16 protein-coding genes are annotated in these 19,355 nt (G+C 67.2%); 3 read left to right on the forward strand and 13 right to left on the reverse strand.

Annotation, left to right across the window (positions count from 1 at the left end):
- Nucleotide 1 precedes the first annotated feature (1 nt).
- The 7 genes from nirK to hppD all read right to left on the reverse strand — a co-directional run bounded on the left by nirK (nucleotide 2) and on the right by hppD (nucleotide 8,689).
- Nucleotides 2–1,519 (reverse strand): copper-containing nitrite reductase, encoded by a 1,518-nt coding sequence (gene nirK / locus QQA13_RS13535; RefSeq protein ID WP_108470401.1) that lies wholly within the window; start codon nucleotides 1,517–1,519, stop codon nucleotides 2–4.
- Between the two features lie 127 nt (nucleotides 1,520–1,646).
- Nucleotides 1,647–2,897: an NnrS family protein gene (locus tag QQA13_RS13540; protein WP_108470400.1), complete on the reverse strand. Its 1,251-nt coding sequence runs from the start codon at nucleotides 2,895–2,897 to the stop codon at nucleotides 1,647–1,649.
- 98 nt (nucleotides 2,898–2,995) lie between these two features.
- Entirely contained in the window at nucleotides 2,996–3,757 is a 762-nt protein-coding gene (locus QQA13_RS13545) for a helix-turn-helix domain-containing protein (protein WP_108470399.1), read from the reverse strand.
- Between the two features lie 35 nt (nucleotides 3,758–3,792).
- Nucleotides 3,793–5,193, reverse strand: a complete 1,401-nt coding sequence (gene hemN, locus QQA13_RS13550; protein ID WP_108470398.1) for an oxygen-independent coproporphyrinogen III oxidase — start codon at nucleotides 5,191–5,193, stop codon at nucleotides 3,793–3,795.
- A gap of 100 nt (nucleotides 5,194–5,293) precedes the next feature.
- On the reverse strand, nucleotides 5,294–6,280 hold the full coding sequence (locus tag QQA13_RS13555; RefSeq protein ID WP_108470397.1) for a fumarylacetoacetate hydrolase family protein: 987 nt from the start codon (nucleotides 6,278–6,280) through the stop codon (nucleotides 5,294–5,296).
- 37 nt (nucleotides 6,281–6,317) lie between these two features.
- Nucleotides 6,318–7,616 (reverse strand): homogentisate 1,2-dioxygenase, encoded by a 1,299-nt coding sequence (hmgA, locus tag QQA13_RS13560; RefSeq protein ID WP_108470396.1) that lies wholly within the window; start codon nucleotides 7,614–7,616, stop codon nucleotides 6,318–6,320.
- A gap of 11 nt (nucleotides 7,617–7,627) precedes the next feature.
- A complete protein-coding gene (gene hppD, locus QQA13_RS13565; RefSeq protein WP_199909794.1) occupies nucleotides 7,628–8,689 on the reverse strand; it encodes a 4-hydroxyphenylpyruvate dioxygenase in 1,062 nt (353 codons plus the stop codon).
- Nucleotides 8,690–8,821: 132 nt separating this feature from the next.
- Between hppD and QQA13_RS13570 the strand changes: the two genes are divergently transcribed.
- Nucleotides 8,822–9,292: a MarR family winged helix-turn-helix transcriptional regulator gene (locus QQA13_RS13570; RefSeq protein WP_108470394.1), complete on the forward strand. Its 471-nt coding sequence runs from the start codon at nucleotides 8,822–8,824 to the stop codon at nucleotides 9,290–9,292.
- Between the two features lie 32 nt (nucleotides 9,293–9,324).
- Here the strand turns inward: QQA13_RS13570 and QQA13_RS13575 are convergent, their stop codons facing one another.
- From QQA13_RS13575 to QQA13_RS13600, 6 genes are all read right to left on the reverse strand, one after another.
- A complete protein-coding gene (locus QQA13_RS13575; protein WP_108470393.1) occupies nucleotides 9,325–12,147 on the reverse strand; it encodes an aconitate hydratase in 2,823 nt (940 codons plus the stop codon).
- Between the two features lie 75 nt (nucleotides 12,148–12,222).
- On the reverse strand, nucleotides 12,223–12,354 hold the full coding sequence (locus tag QQA13_RS13580) for a hypothetical protein (protein WP_267895670.1): 132 nt from the start codon (nucleotides 12,352–12,354) through the stop codon (nucleotides 12,223–12,225).
- Complete coding sequence (locus QQA13_RS16195; protein WP_199909791.1) at nucleotides 12,345–12,680, reverse strand: hypothetical protein; 336 nt, start codon at nucleotides 12,678–12,680, stop codon at nucleotides 12,345–12,347. Before QQA13_RS16195 ends, QQA13_RS13580 begins: the two co-directional genes overlap by 10 nt.
- 169 nt (nucleotides 12,681–12,849) lie before the next feature.
- Entirely contained in the window at nucleotides 12,850–14,358 is a 1,509-nt protein-coding gene (locus QQA13_RS13590) for a peptide MFS transporter (RefSeq protein WP_108470392.1), read from the reverse strand.
- A gap of 134 nt (nucleotides 14,359–14,492) precedes the next feature.
- Entirely contained in the window at nucleotides 14,493–15,992 is a 1,500-nt protein-coding gene (locus tag QQA13_RS13595; protein ID WP_108470391.1) for a peptide MFS transporter, read from the reverse strand.
- 74 nt (nucleotides 15,993–16,066) lie between these two features.
- A complete protein-coding gene (locus tag QQA13_RS13600; RefSeq protein ID WP_108470390.1) occupies nucleotides 16,067–16,915 on the reverse strand; it encodes a tryptophan 2,3-dioxygenase in 849 nt (282 codons plus the stop codon).
- 264 nt (nucleotides 16,916–17,179) lie between these two features.
- Between QQA13_RS13600 and pdhA the strand changes: the two genes are divergently transcribed.
- The gene (pdhA, locus tag QQA13_RS13605) at nucleotides 17,180–18,265 is read left to right on the forward strand and encodes a pyruvate dehydrogenase (acetyl-transferring) E1 component subunit alpha (protein ID WP_108470389.1); all 1,086 of its coding nucleotides are present in this window, start codon (nucleotides 17,180–17,182) and stop codon (nucleotides 18,263–18,265) included.
- A 3-nt stretch (nucleotides 18,266–18,268) separates the two neighbouring features.
- On the forward strand, nucleotides 18,269–19,249 hold the full coding sequence (locus QQA13_RS13610; RefSeq protein WP_108470388.1) for an alpha-ketoacid dehydrogenase subunit beta: 981 nt from the start codon (nucleotides 18,269–18,271) through the stop codon (nucleotides 19,247–19,249).
- The last annotated feature ends 106 nt before the right edge of the window (nucleotides 19,250–19,355 follow it).

Genomic DNA, 19,355 nt, shown 5'->3' on the forward strand with positions numbered 1-19,355 from the left:
GTCAGTGCCCCGCTGCCGGCGGCGGTACCGCCTCGGCCCTGGCCTTGGCCACCTCTTCCTTGCTGATCTGGCCACCCGGGTTGCCCCAGCTGTTCAACACGTAGGTCAGGATGTTCGCCACTTCGTCGTCGGTCAGCTGCGCCATCGGCGGCATCACCGAGTCGTACTCGTGGCCGTTCACCGTGACCTTGCCGGTCAGGCCATGCGTCACGATCGTCATCGCCCGCTTCGGGTCCGCCGCCAGGAAGTCCGACTTCGCCAGCGGCGGGAACACGTTCGGCAGGCCCTCGCCGTTCGCCTGGTGGCACACCGAGCAGGTGCCGGTGAACAGCTGCTTGCCCGCCGCGATCTGCTCGGCCTTGGTCAGCGTGCCGGCCGCATGCGCCGTCGCCGCCGTGGTCACCGCCTTCAGGTTCGGCTCCGAGCGGTCGCCCAGGTAGACCGAATCCACTTCCTTGCCCGAGTAGATCGACTTGTCCTCCGGACCGTCCACCTTCAGGATGCCCAGCGCGCCCTTGTTGAACGCGCGGAAGATCGAGTGGTCGACCAGCACGTAGCTACCCGGCACATCGGTGTGGAATTCCACCATCGCCGCACCGCCGGACGGGATCAGCGTGGTCTGTACGTTGTGCTGCGCCACCGTGCCGCCTTCGGGCTGCACCTTGTCGAAGATCTCGCCGATCACATGGAAGCTCGACACCAGGTTCGGTCCGCCGTTGCCCACGAACAGCCGCACCGTCTGGTTGGTCTTGGCGGTCAGTGCGTTGTCACCGGTCAGCGCGCCTTCCTTGCCGTTGAACAGCACATAGGTCGGGTGCTCGTCGATCGCCTTCTCCATGTCGAACGGCTGGTGGCCCTTCTGCCGGTATTTGCCGGTGGTGTAGAAGTCGCCCTGCATCACGTAGTACTCGTGGTCGACCTTCGGCAACCCTTCCGGCGGCTCGACCAGGATCAGCCCGTACATGCCGTTGGCGATGTGCATGCCCACCGGCGCGGTGGCGCAGTGGTAGACGTAGATGCCCTGGTTCAGCGCCTTGAAGGTGAACCGCGATTCATGCCCCGGCGCGGTGAAGCTGGACGCCGCCCCGCCGCCCGGGCCGGTCACCCCGTGCAGGTCGATGTTGTGCGGCATCTTGCTGTCCGGCGCGTTCTTCAGGTGGAACTCCACCGTGTCGCCCTGGCGCACCCGGATGAAGCTGCCCGGTACCGTGCCGCCGAAGGTCCAGAACGTGTAGCTGACGCCTTCGGAGATCGGCATCTCCTTCTCGATCACTTCCAGCTCGACGATCACCTTCGCCGGGTAGTTGCGGTTGACCGGTGGCGGCACGTGCGGCGGGCTGGTCAGCACCGCGTGGATCGGCTCGCCCTGCGGCGGGCCGAAGTCGCCGTGGGTGGCGGCGATCGCGGCGGGGCTGGCGTCAGCCTCCCCCACCGGCGATATCGCGGACGGCTTGCCGGAGCAGGCCGCCAGTGTCAGCAGGGCCGCCGCGGCGACGGCGAAAAACGGTGGACGTGGCATGAGCGATCTCCGTGAGTTCTTGCGCGTCCTAGCCTAGGCGATCGCCCGACCGCGCTACTGACCTGGGTCAATTCGAACTCCTCCGGGACCGTGCTGCGTCACCCTGCCACGGTCCGCACCGCGCCCCTCAGCCCGGCTTGCCGTCCGCCCGCGGGGTCAGGTAGATCCATGCCGAACGCAGCACCCACGGCAGGAACGCCAGCAACCAGCCGTAGGCGGCAATCACCAGCCACAGGTAGACGTCGCCACCCAGCTCGGCGCGGATGCGCAGCAGCGCCACCACCTGCAGCAGGGCGAAGCACAGCCAGGCCACCGCGCCCATCTGCAGCGGCCGGCCGGAATGGCCCTGGGTCACCCGGGTCACCATCGCCACCAGCATCGAGCCGAAGAAGCCGATGCCCAACGCATGCAGCGGTGCGCGACCGAGGATGAGGTGCCCGCTGGCCGCATACACCACGTCCTGCACCGCGTACAGCACGAACGCCACCGGCAGCCACGCGAACGCCAGGTGCAGCACGGCCAGGATGCCCGGGTGCATGGCTTTCCATGGCTGCCAGGTCAGCGAGTGCCACGCAAACACCAGTGCCAGCGGCACGTCGACCAGCCACAGCCAGCCGGTCACGCCGCGCCAGTCCAGCAGCAAATGCGCCAGCAGCAACGCCCACACCAGCGGCATGCTCCAGTCCGGCCGGATCACCTCGTAGCCTTTCACCATGTTGCCGGTGAAGAACGGCAGCATGCGATGCATCACCGAGAAATAGATCGGCAGCAGCAGTCCGAAGGTACCCAGCTTGATCGCCAGCCAGGCGCAATCATCCGGCGCGCCGAACAGGTAGGCCAGGAACACCGCCAGCCCCACGCAACCCAGGCTCAACGCCGCCAGGCAGGAGCGCGCATGCCCCTTGCGCTCGGCCACCGAGGCACGCAGCACCCCGGCCAGCGTCCACACGCCGATCAGATAGCCGACCAGCATCACGCTGATACCGAGCTTCAGCAGCCACGGCAGGTTGAGCAGGCCGACGTTCGCCAGCACGTAGCCGCCGAACACGCAGCCGGCCACCGGCAGGTAACGCGTCTTCGGCAGGTCCGGCCGGCCCAGCCAGCGCGGGAACGTGGTCAGCAGGAAGCCGAACATGAACAGCGGGAACAGGCCGTACTGGATCAGCATCGCGTGCGCCCAGCCCGGCGGGATCGACGGCTGCGGCCAGCCGGCCAGGCCAAAGCGCATCCAGGTCAACTCCACCGCCCACCACGTCATGCTGAGCAGCACCGCGACGGTGCCGGCCAGGAACAACGGCCGGTGCGGCGCGGAGGCCAGCAGCGCCGTCAGCTGCGCCGGCGCGACCGCTGTCGCCGCGGGAGATCGTGATTCAGCCATGCCGATGCCAACTCGAACGAGAATGATTCGCCATCGTGGCAGGTTAGCACCAGCGCGGGCACTGATCTGGGTCAGTCACCCGGGGCACCCCGCGGCGTTCATTCCGGCAGCAGCGCCTGGCCGATCTCGCGCAGCTTCTTTGGATTCAGCAGTTCCAGTTCGCGCCCTTCGATCTCGATCAGCCGCTGACTGCGGAAGCGGCTGAGCACGCGGCTGACGGTTTCCGCGGCCAGGCGCAGGTAGTTGGCGATGTCGCCGCGCGACATGCTGAGATGGAAGCGCGTGCCGGAAAAGCCACGCACGGCGTAGCGGCCGGCCAGGTCCATCAGGAACGCGGCGACGCGTTCGTCGGCGCTGTGGTCCCCGGCGAGCAGGCTGGCGGTGCCCAGCTCCTTGCTCAGCATGCGGAACAGGTGCTGCTGCACCGCCGGCACGCGCGAGGCCAGCGCACTCATCGCGGGGAACGAGAAGCGGCAGAAATAGGCGGTGTCCAGCGCCACCGCATCGCACGGGAAATGCTCGGGGTAGATCGCGTTGAGACCGATCACCTCGCCGGGCAGATAGAAACCCAGTACCTGCTCGCGCCCTTCCTTGTCGACCATGCGGGTCTTCACGGTGCCCGAACGCACCGCAAAGATCGCGCGGAACGGGTCACCGGTACGGAATATCTGTTCGCCGGCACGGAACGGGCCGACGTGCTCGACCAGGCACTGCAGCTCGGCCAGCTCCGGCTTGTCGTAGCCGGCCGCGATGCACGCGCTGGAGAACGCGCAGGTGCCGCAGAAGCGCGTCTCGTCGCCGTCGTCGGCAATCGGGCTGGGCGGCTCGGGCAGACGACCTGCCAGGGGCTTGGATTGCATGATGGTGATGGGCTGCCGGGTCGGGGCTGCGTGGATCAGATCACGCGCGAGTAGCGTGGGGCCTGTGCCGCGTCGTCAAGATAGGCGTCGAAGCACATGGCGATGATACGCAACAGCAGCCGTCCCCGCGAGGTGACCCGGATCTCGCGTGGGCTTTCCGTGACCAGCCCGTCCTCGATCAGCGGCTGCAGGCGCTGCCGCTCGCGCGTGAAGTACTCGTCGAACAGCAGCCGGTGGCGCGCGCCGAACGCCTGCTTGTCCAGCGTGCCGTGGCACATCAGCTCGTTGATCAGCTCGCGCCGGATCAGGTCGTCCTCGTCCAGCTGCAGCCCGCGCATCAGCGGCAGGCGGCCGGCGTCCAGCGCCGCGTAGTAGCCGATCAGGTCGCGCGCGTTCTGGCTGTAGCTGTCGCCGATGCGGCCGATCGCGCTGACGCCGAGGCCGACGATGTCGCAGTCGCCGTGCGTCGAGTAACCCTGGAAGTTGCGCTGCAGCGTGCCGGCGCGCTGCGCCAGCACCAGCTCGTCGCTGGCCTTGGCGAAGTGATCCATGCCGATGTAGACGTAGCCGGCCGCCGACAGGTGCTCCAGCGCGCGGCCGAACAGCGCCAGCCGGGTGGCCGCGTCGGGCAGGTCCGCAGCCTCGATCTGCCGCTGCGCCTTGAACATCTCCGGCAGGTGCGCGTAACCGTACACCGCCACGCGGTCCGGGTTCAGCGCCACCACCTGGTCCAGCGTGCGGCTGAAGCCGTCCACGCTCTGGAACGGCAGGCCGTAGATCAGGTCGACGCTGGCCGAGCGGAAGCCCGAAGCCCGCGCCGCCTCGATCACCTCGCGGGTCTGCTCGAAGCTCTGGATCCGGTTGACTGCCTTCTGCACCACCGGATCGAAATCCTGGATGCCCACCGAGAGGCGGTTGAAGCCCAGCTCGCCCATGGCGCGGATGTAGGCGCCGTCGGCGAAGCGCGGGTCGATCTCGATGCCGTACTCGCGGTCCGCCGCGTGGCTGAAGCTGAAATGCCGCGCCAGCGACTCCAGCAGCTCGCCCATGTGCGCGGTGTCGAGGAAGTTCGGCGTGCCGCCGCCGAAGTGCAGCTGGCGCACCGGCCGGTCGCGGTCGAACAGCGGCGCGATCAGCTCGATCTCGCGGTACAGCCGTTCCAGATAGCGGTCGGCCTGGGTCACGTCGCGGGTGATTACCCGGTTGCAGCCGCAGTAGAAGCACGGGCTCATGCAGAACGGCACGTGCACGTACACCGACAGCGGGCGCGGGATCGGCTCCTCGTTGGAGGCGCGAATCGCCCCACGCAACTCCACCTCGTCGAACTCGGCCTTGAAATGCGGCGCCGTCGGGTAGCTGGTGTAGCGCGGCCCGGCCACGTCGTAGCGGGCAATCAGCGCCGGGTCGAATTCGGGAGGAGTGATGGGAATGGCCATGTTGCCGAGTCTGTCGGGAGACCTGCCGGCATGCCTTGATCCGGGTCAATTCGCACGCCGGTCGCGGCGACCTGCCGCAGCACCGGCGTGGCGGCTCGCGTTATCGCCGGTACGGCTCGACCTGCTGCTCGATGGCGCCGAAGATCGAGGCGCCGGTCGCGTCGGTGACGTCGATCTTCAGGCGGTCGCCGAACTTCAGGAACGGCGTGCTCGGCTGGCCGTCGCGCAGGGTTTCCACCGTGCGCTGCTCGGCCAGGCAGGAGGCGCCCTTGCCGGTGTCCTGGTTGGCGATGGTGCCGGAGCCAACGATGGTGCCGGCGGTCAACGGCCGCGTCTTCGCCACGTGGGCGACCAGCTCGGCGAAGCTGAACTGCATGTCGACGCCGCATTCGGCCTCGCCGAACCAGGCGCCATTGAGCCAGGTGCGCATCGGCAGGTGCAGTTTGTCGCCGGCCCAAGCGTCGCCCAGCTCGTCCGGCGTCACCAGCACCGGCGACAGCGCCGAGCGCGGCTTGGACTGCAGGAAGCCGAAGCCCTTGGCCAGCTCACCCGGGATCAGCCCGCGCAGGCTCACGTCGTTGACCAGGCCGACCAGTTGGATGTGTCCGGACGCCTGCGCCGGCGTCACCGCCATCGGTACGTCGTCGGTGACCACCACCACCTCGGCTTCCAGGTCGATGCCGTAATCCTCGCTGGGCACCACCACCGGATCGCGCGGCCCGAGGAAACCGGCGCTGGTGGCCTGGTACATCAGCGGGTCGGTGTAGAAGCTGGCCGGCACCTCGGCGCCGCGCGCGCGACGCACGCGTTCCACGTGCGGCAGGTAGGCCGAGCCGTCGACGAATTCGTAGGCGCGCGGCAGCGGCGAGGTCAGCGCGGCCATCTCCAGCACGAACGCGCCGGCGGCGCGGCCCGCGTTCAATTCGTCCGACAGCGCGTTCAGCCGTGGCGCCGCGTTCGACCAGTCGTCCAGCGCCGCCTGCAGCGTCGGCGCGATGCTGCCCGCCGTCACCGCGCGGGAGAGATCGCGGCTGACCACCACCAGCGTGCCGTCGCGGCCGCCGTCCTTGAGAGATCCGAGTTTCATCGTGCTGCCTTGTGTCAGATGCGTGGATGGATCGCCGTCACGGCGCGAAGTGCTTGCCGATATCCTGCCAGCATCGGTAGTAGTCGTGCTGCAACTGCGGCGCATCCAGCGCCTGCTGCGTGGGGCGGATCACCTTGCGCGTCTCGAACATGAAGGCCATGGTGCCGCCGATCACGTCCGGCTTCGACAGGTCCGCGTGCGAGGCCTTCTCGAAGGTGGCTGCGTCCGGACCGTGGGCGCTCATGCAGTTGTGCAGCGAGGCGCCGCCGGGCACGAAGCCCTCGGCCTTGGCGTCGTACACGCCAGTGATCAGGCCCATGAATTCGCTGGCCACGTTGCGATGGAACCACGGCGGCCGGAAGGTGTGCTGCGCCACCAGCCAGCGCGGCGGGAAGATCGCGAAATCCATGTTGGCCGTGCCGGGCGTGTCGCTGGCCGAGGTCAGCACGGTGAAGATGCACGGATCGGGATGGTCGACGCTGATCGAGCCGATCGTGTTGAAGCGGCGCAGGTCGTACTTGTACGGCGCGTAGTTGCCGTGCCAGCCGACCACGTCCAGCGGCGAGTGGCCGATGTTCGCGGTCCACAGCGCACCCTGGAATTTCGCCACCAGCTCGAACGCGCCCTCGGCGTCCTCCCAGGCCGCCACCGGCGTGAGGAAATCGCGCGCATTGGCTAGGCCGTTCGAACCGATCGGGCCCAGCTCCGGCAGGCGCAGCAGCGCGCCGAAGTTCTCGCAGACGTAGCCACGCGCCTCGCCATCGGGAAGGTCCACGCGGAAGCGCACGCCGCGCGGAATCACCGCGATCTCCTGCGGCTCGAGCTCGATCACGCCCAGCTCGGTGGCCAGATGCAACCGGCCGTGCTGCGGCACGATCAGCAGCTCGCCATCGGCGTCATAGAAGAAGCGCCCCTGCATCGAGCGGTTCGCCGCGTAGAGGTGGATGCCGATGCCGCCCTGCTCGGCCGGGCCGCCATTGCCGGCGATCGTCACCAGGCCGTCGACGAAGTCGGTCAGCGCGGCTGGCAGCGGCAGTGGGTCCCAGCGCAGCTGGTTCGGCGTGGCCGGCGCCTCGTCGAAACGGTTGTGGAAGGTGGCATGTGCCAGCGGCCGGAACGGCTCATGCACCGCGGCCGGACGGATCCGGTACAGCCAGCTGCGCCGGTTCTGGTGGCGCGGTGCGGTGAATGCGGTGCCGGACAGCTGCTCCGCGTACAGCCCGTGCGCCACCCGCTGCGGCGAGTTCTGGCCGACCGGCAGCACGCCGGGGATCGCCTCGCTGGCGAACTCGTTGCCGAAGCCGGATTGGTAGCCCTTGTCCACGATCGTTGCCATGCACCGCTCCTTCAGAGGAACCCGCGTTTCATCTGGTCACGCTCGATCGACTCGAACAGCGCCTGGAAGTTGCCTTCGCCGAAACCCTCGTTGCCCTTGCGCTGGATGATCTCGAAGAAGATCGGGCCGATCGCATTCTGGGTGAAGATCTGCAGCAGCTTGCGCTGGTGGGTTTCCGGATCGGCGTCGATCAGGATCCTGTTCTTCGCCAGCCGCGGCACGTCCTCGCCATGGTTCGGCACGCGCACGTCGATTACCTCGAAGTACGCATCCGGCGTGTCGAGGAACTCCACGCCGGCTTCGCGCATCCGCTCCACCGTGGTGTAGATGTCGTCGGTGAAGCAGGCAATGTGCTGGATGCCTTCGCCGTGGTAGGCGTCGAGGTATTCGTTGATCTGGCTCTTCGGGTCGCTCGACTCGTTCAGCGGGATGCGCACGATGCCGTCCGGCGCGGTCATCGCCTTGGACACCAGGCCGGTCTTGGCGCCCTTGATGTCGAAGTAGCGGATCTCGCGGAAGTTGAACAGCTTCTCGTAGTAGTCCGACCACTTCTGCATGTTGCCGAAATGCAGGTTGTGGGTGAGGTGGTCGATGAAGGTCAGGCCGAAGCCGGCCGGGTTCGGCGCGGCACCGGCGATCGCCACGTAGTCGGCCGCATAGGCATCGCCTTCGCGCGGCACCAGGTACAACATGCAGTCGCCGATGCCCTTGACCACCGGCACGTCGATCGCGCGGCTGGCCGCCTTGTGCGCCACCGCTTCGCCGCCGTTGGCGAGCACCTTCGCCGCCACCTCGGCCACCGGCTTCTTGAAGCGGATCGCGAAGCCGCAGGCACTGGGGCCGTGCTTCGCGGCGAAGTCGGCGGCGAACGAGTCCGGGTCCTCGTTGACCAGGAAGTTCACGCCGTTCTGGCGGTAGACCGTGATCGGGCGCGAGACGTGTTTCAGCACGGCGCTGAAGCCCATCCGCCGGAACAGCGCGTGCAGCTCGCCGGCGCGACCGGCCGGGGCGGCGAACTCGACGAATTCGAAGCCGTCGATCCCCATCGGGTTCTCGAACGTGGTGACCTGCATGCCAAGGTTCGGCTGGGCGTTCATGGCGCTCTCCTGTGTGTCGGTGCACGATGGCCGCTCACGAGCGTGCCACCATCGCTGGTAATCCTTCGTTATAGTTACAATTGAAACCAGTTGCAAGGAACTCGTCCCATGTCCTCCCGCCACAAGAGCGCCCCGGCCAGCGCCGAGCACGCACCGTTGCAACTGGAGCATTTCCTGCCGTACCGGCTGTCGATCCTGTCCAACACGATCAGCCAGACGATCGCCGACGACTACCAGCGCCGCCATGACCTCTCGGTGACGGAGTGGCGGGTGATGGCGGTGCTGGCCCGCTTCGAGGGGCTGTCCGCGCGCGAGGTGGCCGAGCGCACGGCGATGGACAAGGTGGCGGTGAGTCGCGCGCTGGCGCGCCTGGTCGCCGCCGGCCGGGTCGACCGCAGCACCCACGACAACGACAGGCGCCGCTCGGTGCTCAAGCTCAGCGCCGCCGGCTGGGTCATCCACGACGAGGTCGCCCCGATGGCCCGCACCCGCGAACGCGAAGTGCTGGCCAGGCTCGATGCCGACGAACGCCAGTGGCTGGTACGGATACTGGACAAGCTGCTGGCGGCGGACAGCTGACAGGCCACCCGCTGCGCAGCACGGGTGCCGGCTTACGCCGCAGCGGTGCCCGGCGCGGCACCCAGCAGCTGGCGCAGCATGTACGGCAGGATGCCGCCGTGGCGGTAATAGGCCGCCTCCGCGGGCGTGTCGATGCGCACCCGCGCCTCGAACACGGTCTTCCTGCCCTGCGCATCGGTGGCCTCCACCTTGACCGTGGGCGCGGGCGCCTCGCGGCCGGCCAGGCCGGCAATCTCGAAAGTCTCCTCGCCGGACAGGCCCAGCGTGTCCGCATTCTGGCCCTCCTGGAACTGCAGCGGCAGCACGCCCATGCCGATCAGGTTGGAGCGGTGGATGCGTTCGTAGGACTGCGCGATCACCGCCCGCACACCGAGCAGCGCGGTGCCTTTCGCCGCCCAGTCGCGCGACGAGCCGGAGCCGTATTCCTTGCCGGCCAGGATCACCAGCGGCGTGCCGGCGGCAAGGTAGCTGACCGAGGCGTCGAAGATCGTGCTCACCGGGCCGCCCTGCCGGGTGAAGTCGCGGGTGAAGCCGCCCTCCGTCCCTGGCGCCAGCTGGTTGCGCAGGCGGATGTTGGCGAAGGTGCCGCGGATCATCACCTCGTGGTTGCCGCGACGCGAACCGTAGGAATTGAAATCCTTGCGCTCCACGCCGTGTCCGGCGAGGTATTTGCCGGCCGGCGAATCCACCTTGATCGCGCCGGCCGGACTGATGTGGTCGGTGGTCACCGAATCACCCAGCCGGGCCAGCACGCGCGCGCCGCGAATGTCGGTCAACGGCGCCGGTTCGCGTCCCACGCCATCGAAGTACGGCGGCTGGCGCACGTAGGTGGAATCGGCATCCCACTGGAAGGCGTTCCCCTCGGGCACCTGCAGGCTGCGCCAGTTGTCGTCGCCGGCGAACACGTCGGCATAACCGTTGGCGAACATGTCGGCTTTCACGCAGGCATCGATGACATCCTGGATCTCGCGGTTCGACGGCCAGATGTCGCGCAGGTACACCGGCTTGCCGTCACTGCCGGTGCCCAGCGGGTCCTTGAGCAGGTTGGTGTGCATCGTGCCCACCAGCGCATAGGCCACCACCAGCAGCGGCGACGCCAGGAAGTTCATCTGCGACTGCGGGTGGATGCGCCCCTCGAAATTGCGATTGCCCGAGAGCACCGAACACACGTTGAGGTCGTGCTCGGCCACCGCCGTGGCCACTTCGGGAATCAGCGGGCCGGAGTTGCCGATGCAGGTGGTGCAGCCGTAGCCGACCAGGTTGAAGCCGAGCTGGTCCAGGTACGGCGTGAGCCCGGCCCGGTCGTAGTAATCCGTGACCACGCGCGAACCCGGCGCCAGCGAGGTCTTGACCCAGGGCTTGCGGCTCAGGCCCTTCTCCACCGCACGTTTGGCCAGCAGGCCGGCGCCGATCATCACCAGCGGATTGGAGGTGTTGGTGCACGAGGTGATGGCGGCGATGACCACGTGTCCGTTGTCCAGTCGGGCGCTGCCGCCGTTGGCCATGGCGATCTCCACCGGCGCGTGCGGCCAGTCGTGACCGATATCGCAATGGCCGGGGACATGCGGCGCATCGCTGGCGCTGCCGCGCACGATCGACACCGGGTCGCTGGCGGGAAACGATTCGTCGATGGCCTCGTCCAGACTTCCAAGGATCGCCTTCTCGTAGGGCTGCCCGCCGAGCAGCGCGCCGACGGCACCGGGCGCAATCCGCACCGGGATGCGGTCCTGCGGCCGCTTGGGCCCGGCAATGGAAGGCTCCAGCGTGGCCAGATCCAGTTCGAGCGTCTGCGAATACTCGGCTTCGTCAGCGGGGTCGTGCCACAGGCCCTGGGCCTTGGCGTAGGCCTCGACCAGGCGCACCTGATGTTCGGAACGGCCGGTCAGGCGCAGGTAGGCGAGGGTTTCGTCGTCGATCGGGAAGATCGCGCAGGTGGCGCCATATTCCGGGCTCATGTTGCCCAGCGTGGCGCGATTGGCCAGCGGGATGCGGGCCACGCCCGGCCCGTAGAAATCGACGAACTTGCCGACCACGCCCGTCTTGCGCAGCAGCTCGGCGACGGTCAGCACCAGATCGGTGGCGGTGGTGCCGGGCGGAAACTCGCCGGTCAGCTTGATGCCGACCACCTGCGGAATCAGCATGCTCATCGGCTGTCCCAGCATGGCCGCCTCAGCCTCGATGCCGCCCACGCCCCAACCCAGCACGCCCAGCCCGTTGACCATCGGCGTGTGCGAGTCGGTGCCGACCAGCGTATCGGGGTAGGCCAGCATGCCGTCCGGTCCCTCGCGGGTGAACACCACGCGCGACAGGTACTCCAGGTTGACCTGGTGGCAGATGCCAGTGTCCGGCGGCACCACCTTGAAATTGTCGAACGCATGCTGCGCCCAGCGCAGCATCTGGTAGCGCTCCACGTTGCGCTCGAACTCGAGCTGCGCGTTGATGGAAAAGGCGTCACCCTGGCCGAACGCATCGACGATGACGGAGTGATCGATCACCAGCTCGCTGGGCACCAGCGGATTGATCCGCTGCGGATCGCCGCCCAGCGCGATGATCGCGTCGCGCATCGCCACCAGGTCCACCACGCACGGCACGCCGGTAAAATCCTGCATCAGCACGCGCGCCGGCGTGTACTGCACCTCCTGCTGCCCAGTGGCCTGCGGTTGCCAGTCCGCCAACGACTGGATCTGCTCGCGGGTGACCAGGTGGCCGTCCTCGTTGCGCAACAGGTTTTCCAGCAGCACCTTGAGGCTGTAGGGCAGTCGGTGCGCGGTCTTGATGCGGTCGAGCCGGTAAATCTGGTAACGGGTGTCGTCGACCGTCAACTGGTCGCGCGTGCCGAAGCTGTCGCTGCTCATGAAACTCTCCTCGTGGAGCGTGATACCCGCCGCTCGTGGCCCGTCTCTCGGCGAACCGCCGCGACACGTGAATGCTTATCGAAACGCCAGGTACAAGCTGGTGAACACGCCGATGGCCATCAGCGCCAGACAGGCCAGATCGAGCGCAACCAGGGCCGAAAATTTCATGCGGTCGGCATGCACGTAGTCCTCCACGATCACGCGCAAGCCGACTTGATCTTGATCAGCGCGTCCAGCAGCATCGGCCCGCACTTGTCGCGGTCGATGGCATAGGTGTCGATGCGTGGATTGCGTCCCGACTCGGGGTCGTAGCGGTACACCTGCAGGTGCCGCACCCGGGTGGCGCCCGCAGGTTCGGGCCAGGTCACGCCCGCTTCGATGCGCGAGGCAGGGGATGCGCCCGAGTTGCGCGACACCGGAAACCGTTTGGGGCTACGCCAGCGTGAGATCTGCTTCGAGCTCTTGATCAACACCGGCGACCCTCCCGCCGCGATGAAGTGGCCCGGCGGGTTGCGCCAGAAGCGTCTGCCCACGCGGCAATCAAGCTGATCGATGACGACTCGTCGCTGGCAGCAACCAGCCCGGGCGACGACGCCTCTCTGAAGATACTGGTAGAGAAAGCGTGAAACCCGGGTAAAGGCAGGCTGCCGTCTCATGCAACCCGGCCGCGCTGGCGGCGGACGGGTTCCGTTTCCACGCGGCTCAACGCACCCCGTGCATCAGCCGGTTGATCAGCGGTGCGATCAGAAACAGCACGACGCCGCCGCCGAGCAGGATCCAGAAGCCCATGGTGTAGCCGGACAACGCCGAGTCCACGGTCATGCCGGTCTCGCCGCTGACGTGGCCGGCGAATAGCCCCGCCAGGTTGTTGCCGATCGCGGTGGACAGGAACCAGCCGCCCATGCCCAGCCCCACCAGCCGCACCGGCGCCAGCTTGGTCACCATCGACAGGCCGATCGGCGACAGGCACAGCTCGCCGGCGGTCTGCAGCACGTAGCACAGCACCAGGGTCCACAACGGGATCATGCCGTCGCCGCCCACCAGGCTCGACAGCGCATACATCAGCACCGCGAAGCCCAGCGCGTTGCCGATCAGGCCCAGCCCGAACTTGCGCGGGATCGACGGTTCGATGCGGCGCTTGTCCAGCCAGCCCCATGTCATCGCCACCAGCGGCGCCAGCAGCACGATCGCCACCGGGTTCACCGACTGGAACCAGCCGACCGGGAATTCCCAGCCCGCCAGGTTGCGATCCACGATGTGCTGGGCCAGGAAGTTGAACGAGCTGCCGGCCTGCTCGAAGAACATCCAGAACAGCACGTTGAAGGTGAAGATGATCAGCATCGCGATCACCCGCTGGATCTGCACGGCGCCGGTGCGGATCGCCTCTACCACCAGCATCGCGCCCACGCCGATGAACAGCGCGGTCAACAACCACTGGATTGCCACCGCACCGGCCCGGTCCATCAGCAGGTAGACCAGCGGGATCGCCACCAGCACGCCGATGGCCACGTACACCACGCGCATCGGGCTGGCGATTTCCGGCGCCGGCTTGCCGACCGGACCGAGCTGGCGACGACCGAACCAGAACCACACCAGGCTGATCAGCATGCCCACGCCCGACGCGGCGAAGACCACGTGGAAGTTGTCGTGCTGCGGCGTGCCGAAGACGCGTTCGGCCAGGTAGCTGGTCAGGATCGGCGCGATCAGCGCACCCGCGTTGATGCCCATGTAGAACAGGGTGAAGCCGCGGTCGCGGCGCGAATCGCCGGTGGCGTACAGCTGGCCCACCATCGAGGAGATGTTCGGCTTGAACAGGCCATTGCCCACGATGACGGTGGCCAGGCCCAGCATGAAGATCTCGTGCTGCGGCACCATCACCATGAACAGGCCCGCGGCCATCACCACCGCGCCCAGCAGGATCGAGCGCTGGTAGCCGATGATCTTGTCCGCCACGTAGCCGCCGAACACCGCGGTGGCATAGACCAGCGCCAGGTAGGCGCCATAGGTGCGGCTGGCCGACGCCTGGCCGGCTTCGTCGCCGTTGAAGAACTGCGCCACGATGTACAGCGTGAGCGCCCAGCGCATGCCGTAGAACGCGAAGCGCTCCCAGAACTCCGACATGAACAGCATCCACAGCGGACGCGGATGCCCCAGCATTTGCGGATAGTCGGGTACCGGCTTCGCGTCGCCGGCGAGTGTGATGTTACTCATGTCTAGCCCCTGTGCTCATCGGTGATTCGCAAGTTATTGCGAACGACCAGATGTAACCGGCGGCCTCGCATCCGTCAAATGCGCTGCAGCACGCGGCCCGGGAGAAAACCGCGCGCTGCCAAGACCGGATGGCGTCAGCGCACGCCGTGCATCAGCCGGTTGATCAGGGGCGAGATCAGCAGCAACAACGCGCCGGCACCGGCCAGCAGCCAGAAGCTGAAGGTGAAGCCGCCCAGTGCGGAGGCGGCGGTCATCCCGCTTTCGCCGCTGATCCTGCCGGCCAGCAGGCCCGACAGGTTGCCGCCCACCGCCAGCGACAGGAACCAGCCGCCCATCGCCAGGCCGACCAGCCGCGGCGGCGCCAGCTTGGTCACCATCGACAGGCCGATCGGCGACAGGCACAGCTCGCCCACCGTCTGCAGCACGTAGCACAGCACCAGCGGCCAGAACGGAATCAGCCCGTGCGCATCGAGCAGGCGCGACAGCGCGTACATCAGCACCGCAAAGCCGAGGCCGTTGAAGATCAGGCCCAGGCCGAACTTGCGCGGGATCGACGGCTCGCTCCTGCGCGCCGCCAGGAAAGCCCAGACCACGGTGACCACGGGCGCCAGCACGATGATCGCCAGCGGACTGACCGACTGGAACCAGCCCACCGGGAAGGTCCAGCCGCCGAACATCTGCCGGTCAACCAGGTTCTCGGCGAGGAAATTGAACGAGGTGCCCAGCTGGAAGTAGAACATCCAGAACAGGATGTTGAAGGCGAAGATGATCAGCATCGCCACCACCCGGTCGACCTGCACCCGACCGTGCCTGACCGCCTCGACCAGCAGCATCACCGCCACCGCGGCGAACAGCGCACCCAGCATCCAGGACAAGCCGGTGGTGACGAAGGCCAGCAACAGGTACACCAGCGGCACGGCGACGACCATGCCCAGCACCACCCACACCACGCGCATGCGGCCGGCCGCTTCAGGCGCCGGCCGGCCCACACCCTTCAGCCCGCGCCGGCCGAACCAGAACCACAGCAGGCTGAGCAGCATGCCCACGCCGGCCGCGCCGAACACGATGCGGTAGTTCTGCTGCATCGGCGTGTCGGTGAAATGGGCGGCCATCCAGCCGGTCAGCAGCGGCGCCAGCAGCGCGCCGCCGTTGATGCCCATGTAGAACAGGGTGAAGCCGCGATCGCGGCGCGGATCGTCGCGCCCGTACAACTGCCCGACCATGGTGGAGATGTTCGGCTTGAACAGCCCGTTGCCCACGATCACCATCGCCAGGCCGAGCAGGAAGACGTCGCGGCTGGGCAGCATCACCACGAACAGGCCCAGCGCCATCATCAGCGCGCCCAGCAGGATCGAGCGCTGGTAGCCGATCACCCGATCCGCCACGTAGCCGCCGAAGATGCTGGAGGCGTAGATCAGCGCGGTATACGCACCAAAGATGCTGGCGGCCCACGCCTGGCCGGAGGCATCGCCGTGGTAGAAGTGCGCCACGATGTACAACGCCAGCGCCCAGCTCACGCTATAGAACGCGAAGCGTTCCCAGAACTCGGTCATGAACAGCATCCACAACGGACGCGGATGCCCCAGCGTCTGCGGATACTCGGGCGCGGCGCTGATCTGGACGACTTCGTTCATGGGTGCTCCCGGATTTCAGGTGGGCACATCATGACGGGATTCATGCCAGGCTGCGCAACCGGCGGGCGATCGGCTCAGCTGCCGAGCACGGTGCGCACGTCCAGCAGTTCGGGGAAGAATTCCAGATCGAGAGCCTTCTTCAGGAAGCTCACCCCGGACGAACCGCCGGTGCCGCGGCGATGGCCGATGATCCGTTCGACCGTTTTCATGTGGCGGAAACGCCACAACTGGAAGCTCTCCTCCACGTCCACCAGCTGTTCGCACATGTGGTATTCGGGCCAGAACTCCGCGCGATCCTCGTAGATGCGCTTGAGCACCGGCAGCAGCGCCTCGTTGCGCCGGTAGGCCTGCGTCCAGTCGCGATCGAGCAATTCGGCCGGCACCGCGTGGCCACGCCGCGCCAGGTAACGCAGGAACTCGTCATACAGGCTGGGCGCCTCCAGCACCGCGCGCAATTCCCCCTGCGCGGCCGGGTCGTGCGCGAACACCTTGAGCATGTCGGCGTTCTTGTTGCCCAGCAGGAATTCGATCTGGCGATATTGCAGCGACTGGAAGCCGGACGACGGCCCCAGCACGCCGCGAAACTCCAGGTACTCCGCCGGCGTCAGCGTCTCCAGCACCGCCCATTGTTCGAACAGCTGGCGCTGCACCTGCTTCACCCGCGCCAGGATCTTCAGGCAGGCATCGATGTCGTCGGCCTGCAGGTGCAGCACCGCCGCCTTCAGCTCGTGGATCAGCAGCTTCATCCACAACTCGGAGACGTGGTGCTGCACGATGAATAGCATCTCGTCGTGGTGTGGCGGGTTGCTCAGCGGCTGCTGCGCCGACAGCAATGTGTCCAGCTGCAGATAGCCACCGTAGGTGATCTGTCCGTTGAGGTCGGTCTGGATGCCCGCTTCGAGATCGCGCTGGTTGTCGCTCATGCCGGTCCGTCATGTTTCCGTGGAACACACATGGTAACGGCTGGGCAGCGATCACATCCTGACCCACGACAGGGCGCGCCAGCTGGCTTGCGCCGAGCATGGTGGTGCTCCGGACCTCCTTCCGTACGTCCACGCATGCTGCGCTGTACCTTGCAGCGCAACATCCCTGCCTGCTATCAAGCGCGGTCTTGTGCGGTTGTTTGTGTGTCTCGTGCGTCGGAAACACGCCACCGCCAGCCCATTTCCTCACCCCCGGAGCGAGTCGTGACCATCGCCGCCAAGTTTGAAATCGAATACCTGCAATACCTCGATGCCGAGGGCAAGCAGGTACGTGATGACCTGCCCGAGTTCGCGAAAGACCTCGGCCACATGGTCGAGCTGTACAAGCTGATGCTGTCCACTCGCGTGTTCGACGCCAAGTCGATCGCACTGCAGCGCACCGGCAAGCTGGGCACCTATGCCAGCTGCCTCGGCCACGAGGCGGCGCACGTCGGCATCGGCAGCGCGATGCGTCCCGAGGACGTGTATGCACCGAGCTACCGCGAATACGGCGCCCAGCTCTATCGCGGGGTGCAGCCGCGCGAGGTCTACATGTACTGGGGCGGCGACGAGCGCGGCAACGACTACCAGAAGGAACCGGCGCGGCACGACTTCGCCTGGAGCGTGCCGATCGCCACGCAATGCCTGCACGCGGCGGGTTCGGCGCTGGCGTTCAAGATCCGCGGCGAGAAGCGCGTGGCGGTATGCACCATCGGCGACGGCGGCTCGTCCAAGGGCGACTTCTACGGCGCCATCAACATCGCCGGCGCGCAGAACCTGCCGCTGGTGGCAGTGATCGTCAACAACCAGTGGGCGATCTCGGTGCCGCGCAAGATCCAGTCCGGCGCGCCCACGCTGGCGCAGAAGGGCATCGCCGCCGGTCTCTTTTCGATCCAGGTGGACGGCAACGACATCATCGCCGTGCGCAAGGCGATGGAGGACGCGCTGGAGCGCGCGCGCAACGGCCAGGGCGGCAGCGTGCTCGAACTGGTCACCTACCGCCTCGGCGACCACACCACCGCCGACGATGCACGCCGCTACCGCGGCGAGCAGGAAGTGAAGGACGGCTGGGAAAAGGAGCCGATGAAGCGCCTGCGCAACTGGCTGGTGGCGAAGAAGGTGTGGGACGACGCGAAGGAAGAAGCTTGGAAGGCCGAGTGCGACGAGTGGATGGACAACGAGGTGAACGCCTATCTCGAGACCAGGACCCAGCCGGTCTCGGCGATGTTCGACTACATCTTCGCCGAAGTCCCCGCCGATCTCGCGAAACAGCGCGACTACGTCCTCTCGCTCGAAAACAAGGCCCACTGAGTCATGGCACAGATCACTCTCATCGAAGCGGTTACCCAGGCGCTCGCCTACGAGATGGCGCACGACCCGAGCGTCGTGGTGCTGGGCGAGGACGTCGGCGTCAACGGCGGCGTGTTCCGCGCCACCCAGGGCCTGCAGGAAAAATTCGGCGAGCTGCGCGTGCTCGACACGCCGCTGGACGAAACCACCATCGCCGGCGTCACCGTCGGCCTCGCCGTGCAGGGCATGAAGCCGGTGGCCGAGGCGCAGTTCGAGGGCTTCATCTACCCAATGATGGAGCAGATCGCCTGCCACGCCGCGCGCATGCGCAACCGCACCCGCGGCCGCCTCACCGTGCCGGCCGTGTGGCGTGCGCCGTGGGGCGGCGGCATCCGCGCACCGGAGCATCATTCGGAAGCGAACGAGCACCTGTTCACCAACATCCCCGGCCTGCGCGTGGTGATGCCCTCGTCGCCCGCACGTGCCTACGGTCTGCTGCTGGCCGCGATCCGCGATCCCGATCCGGTGATGTTCTTCGAACCCAAGCGCATCTACCGCCAGTACAAGGAAGAGGTGCCGGACGACGGCGAGGCCTTGCCGCTGGACGTGTGCTTTGTGCTGCGCGACGGCACCGACGTAACCCTGGTGAGCTGGGGCGCGCAGGTGAAGGAAGCGCTGGAAGCGGCCGACGCACTGGCCGCCGAAGGCATCAGCGCCGAGGTGATCGACGTGGCCACGCTGACCCCGCTGGACTTCGACACCATCGCCGAGTCGGTGCAGAAGACCGGCCGCTGCGTGATCGTGCACGAAGCGCCCAAGACCGCCGGCTTCGGCGCCGAGATCGCCGCCCGCCTGGCCGAGGAATGCATGTATGACCTGCTCGCCCCGGTCGAGCGCGTCACCGGCTTCGACACGCACATCCCGCTGTTCCGCCTGGAAATGAAATACCTGCCGAGCGTGGAACGCGTCGTCGACGCGGCCAAGCGTACCCTCGCAGCAAGCTGACGCCCTTGCTCCTCCCCCTGCTTGCAGGGGGAGGCTGGGAGGGGGTAAAGCTCTTGATCTGAAGTTCAGGCGAAGAGCACCCCACCCCAACCCTCCCCTGCCATGC

It is taken from the genome of Rhodanobacter thiooxydans (genome assembly GCF_030291135.1).
Lineage (GTDB): Bacteria > Pseudomonadota > Gammaproteobacteria > Xanthomonadales > Rhodanobacteraceae > Rhodanobacter > Rhodanobacter thiooxydans_A.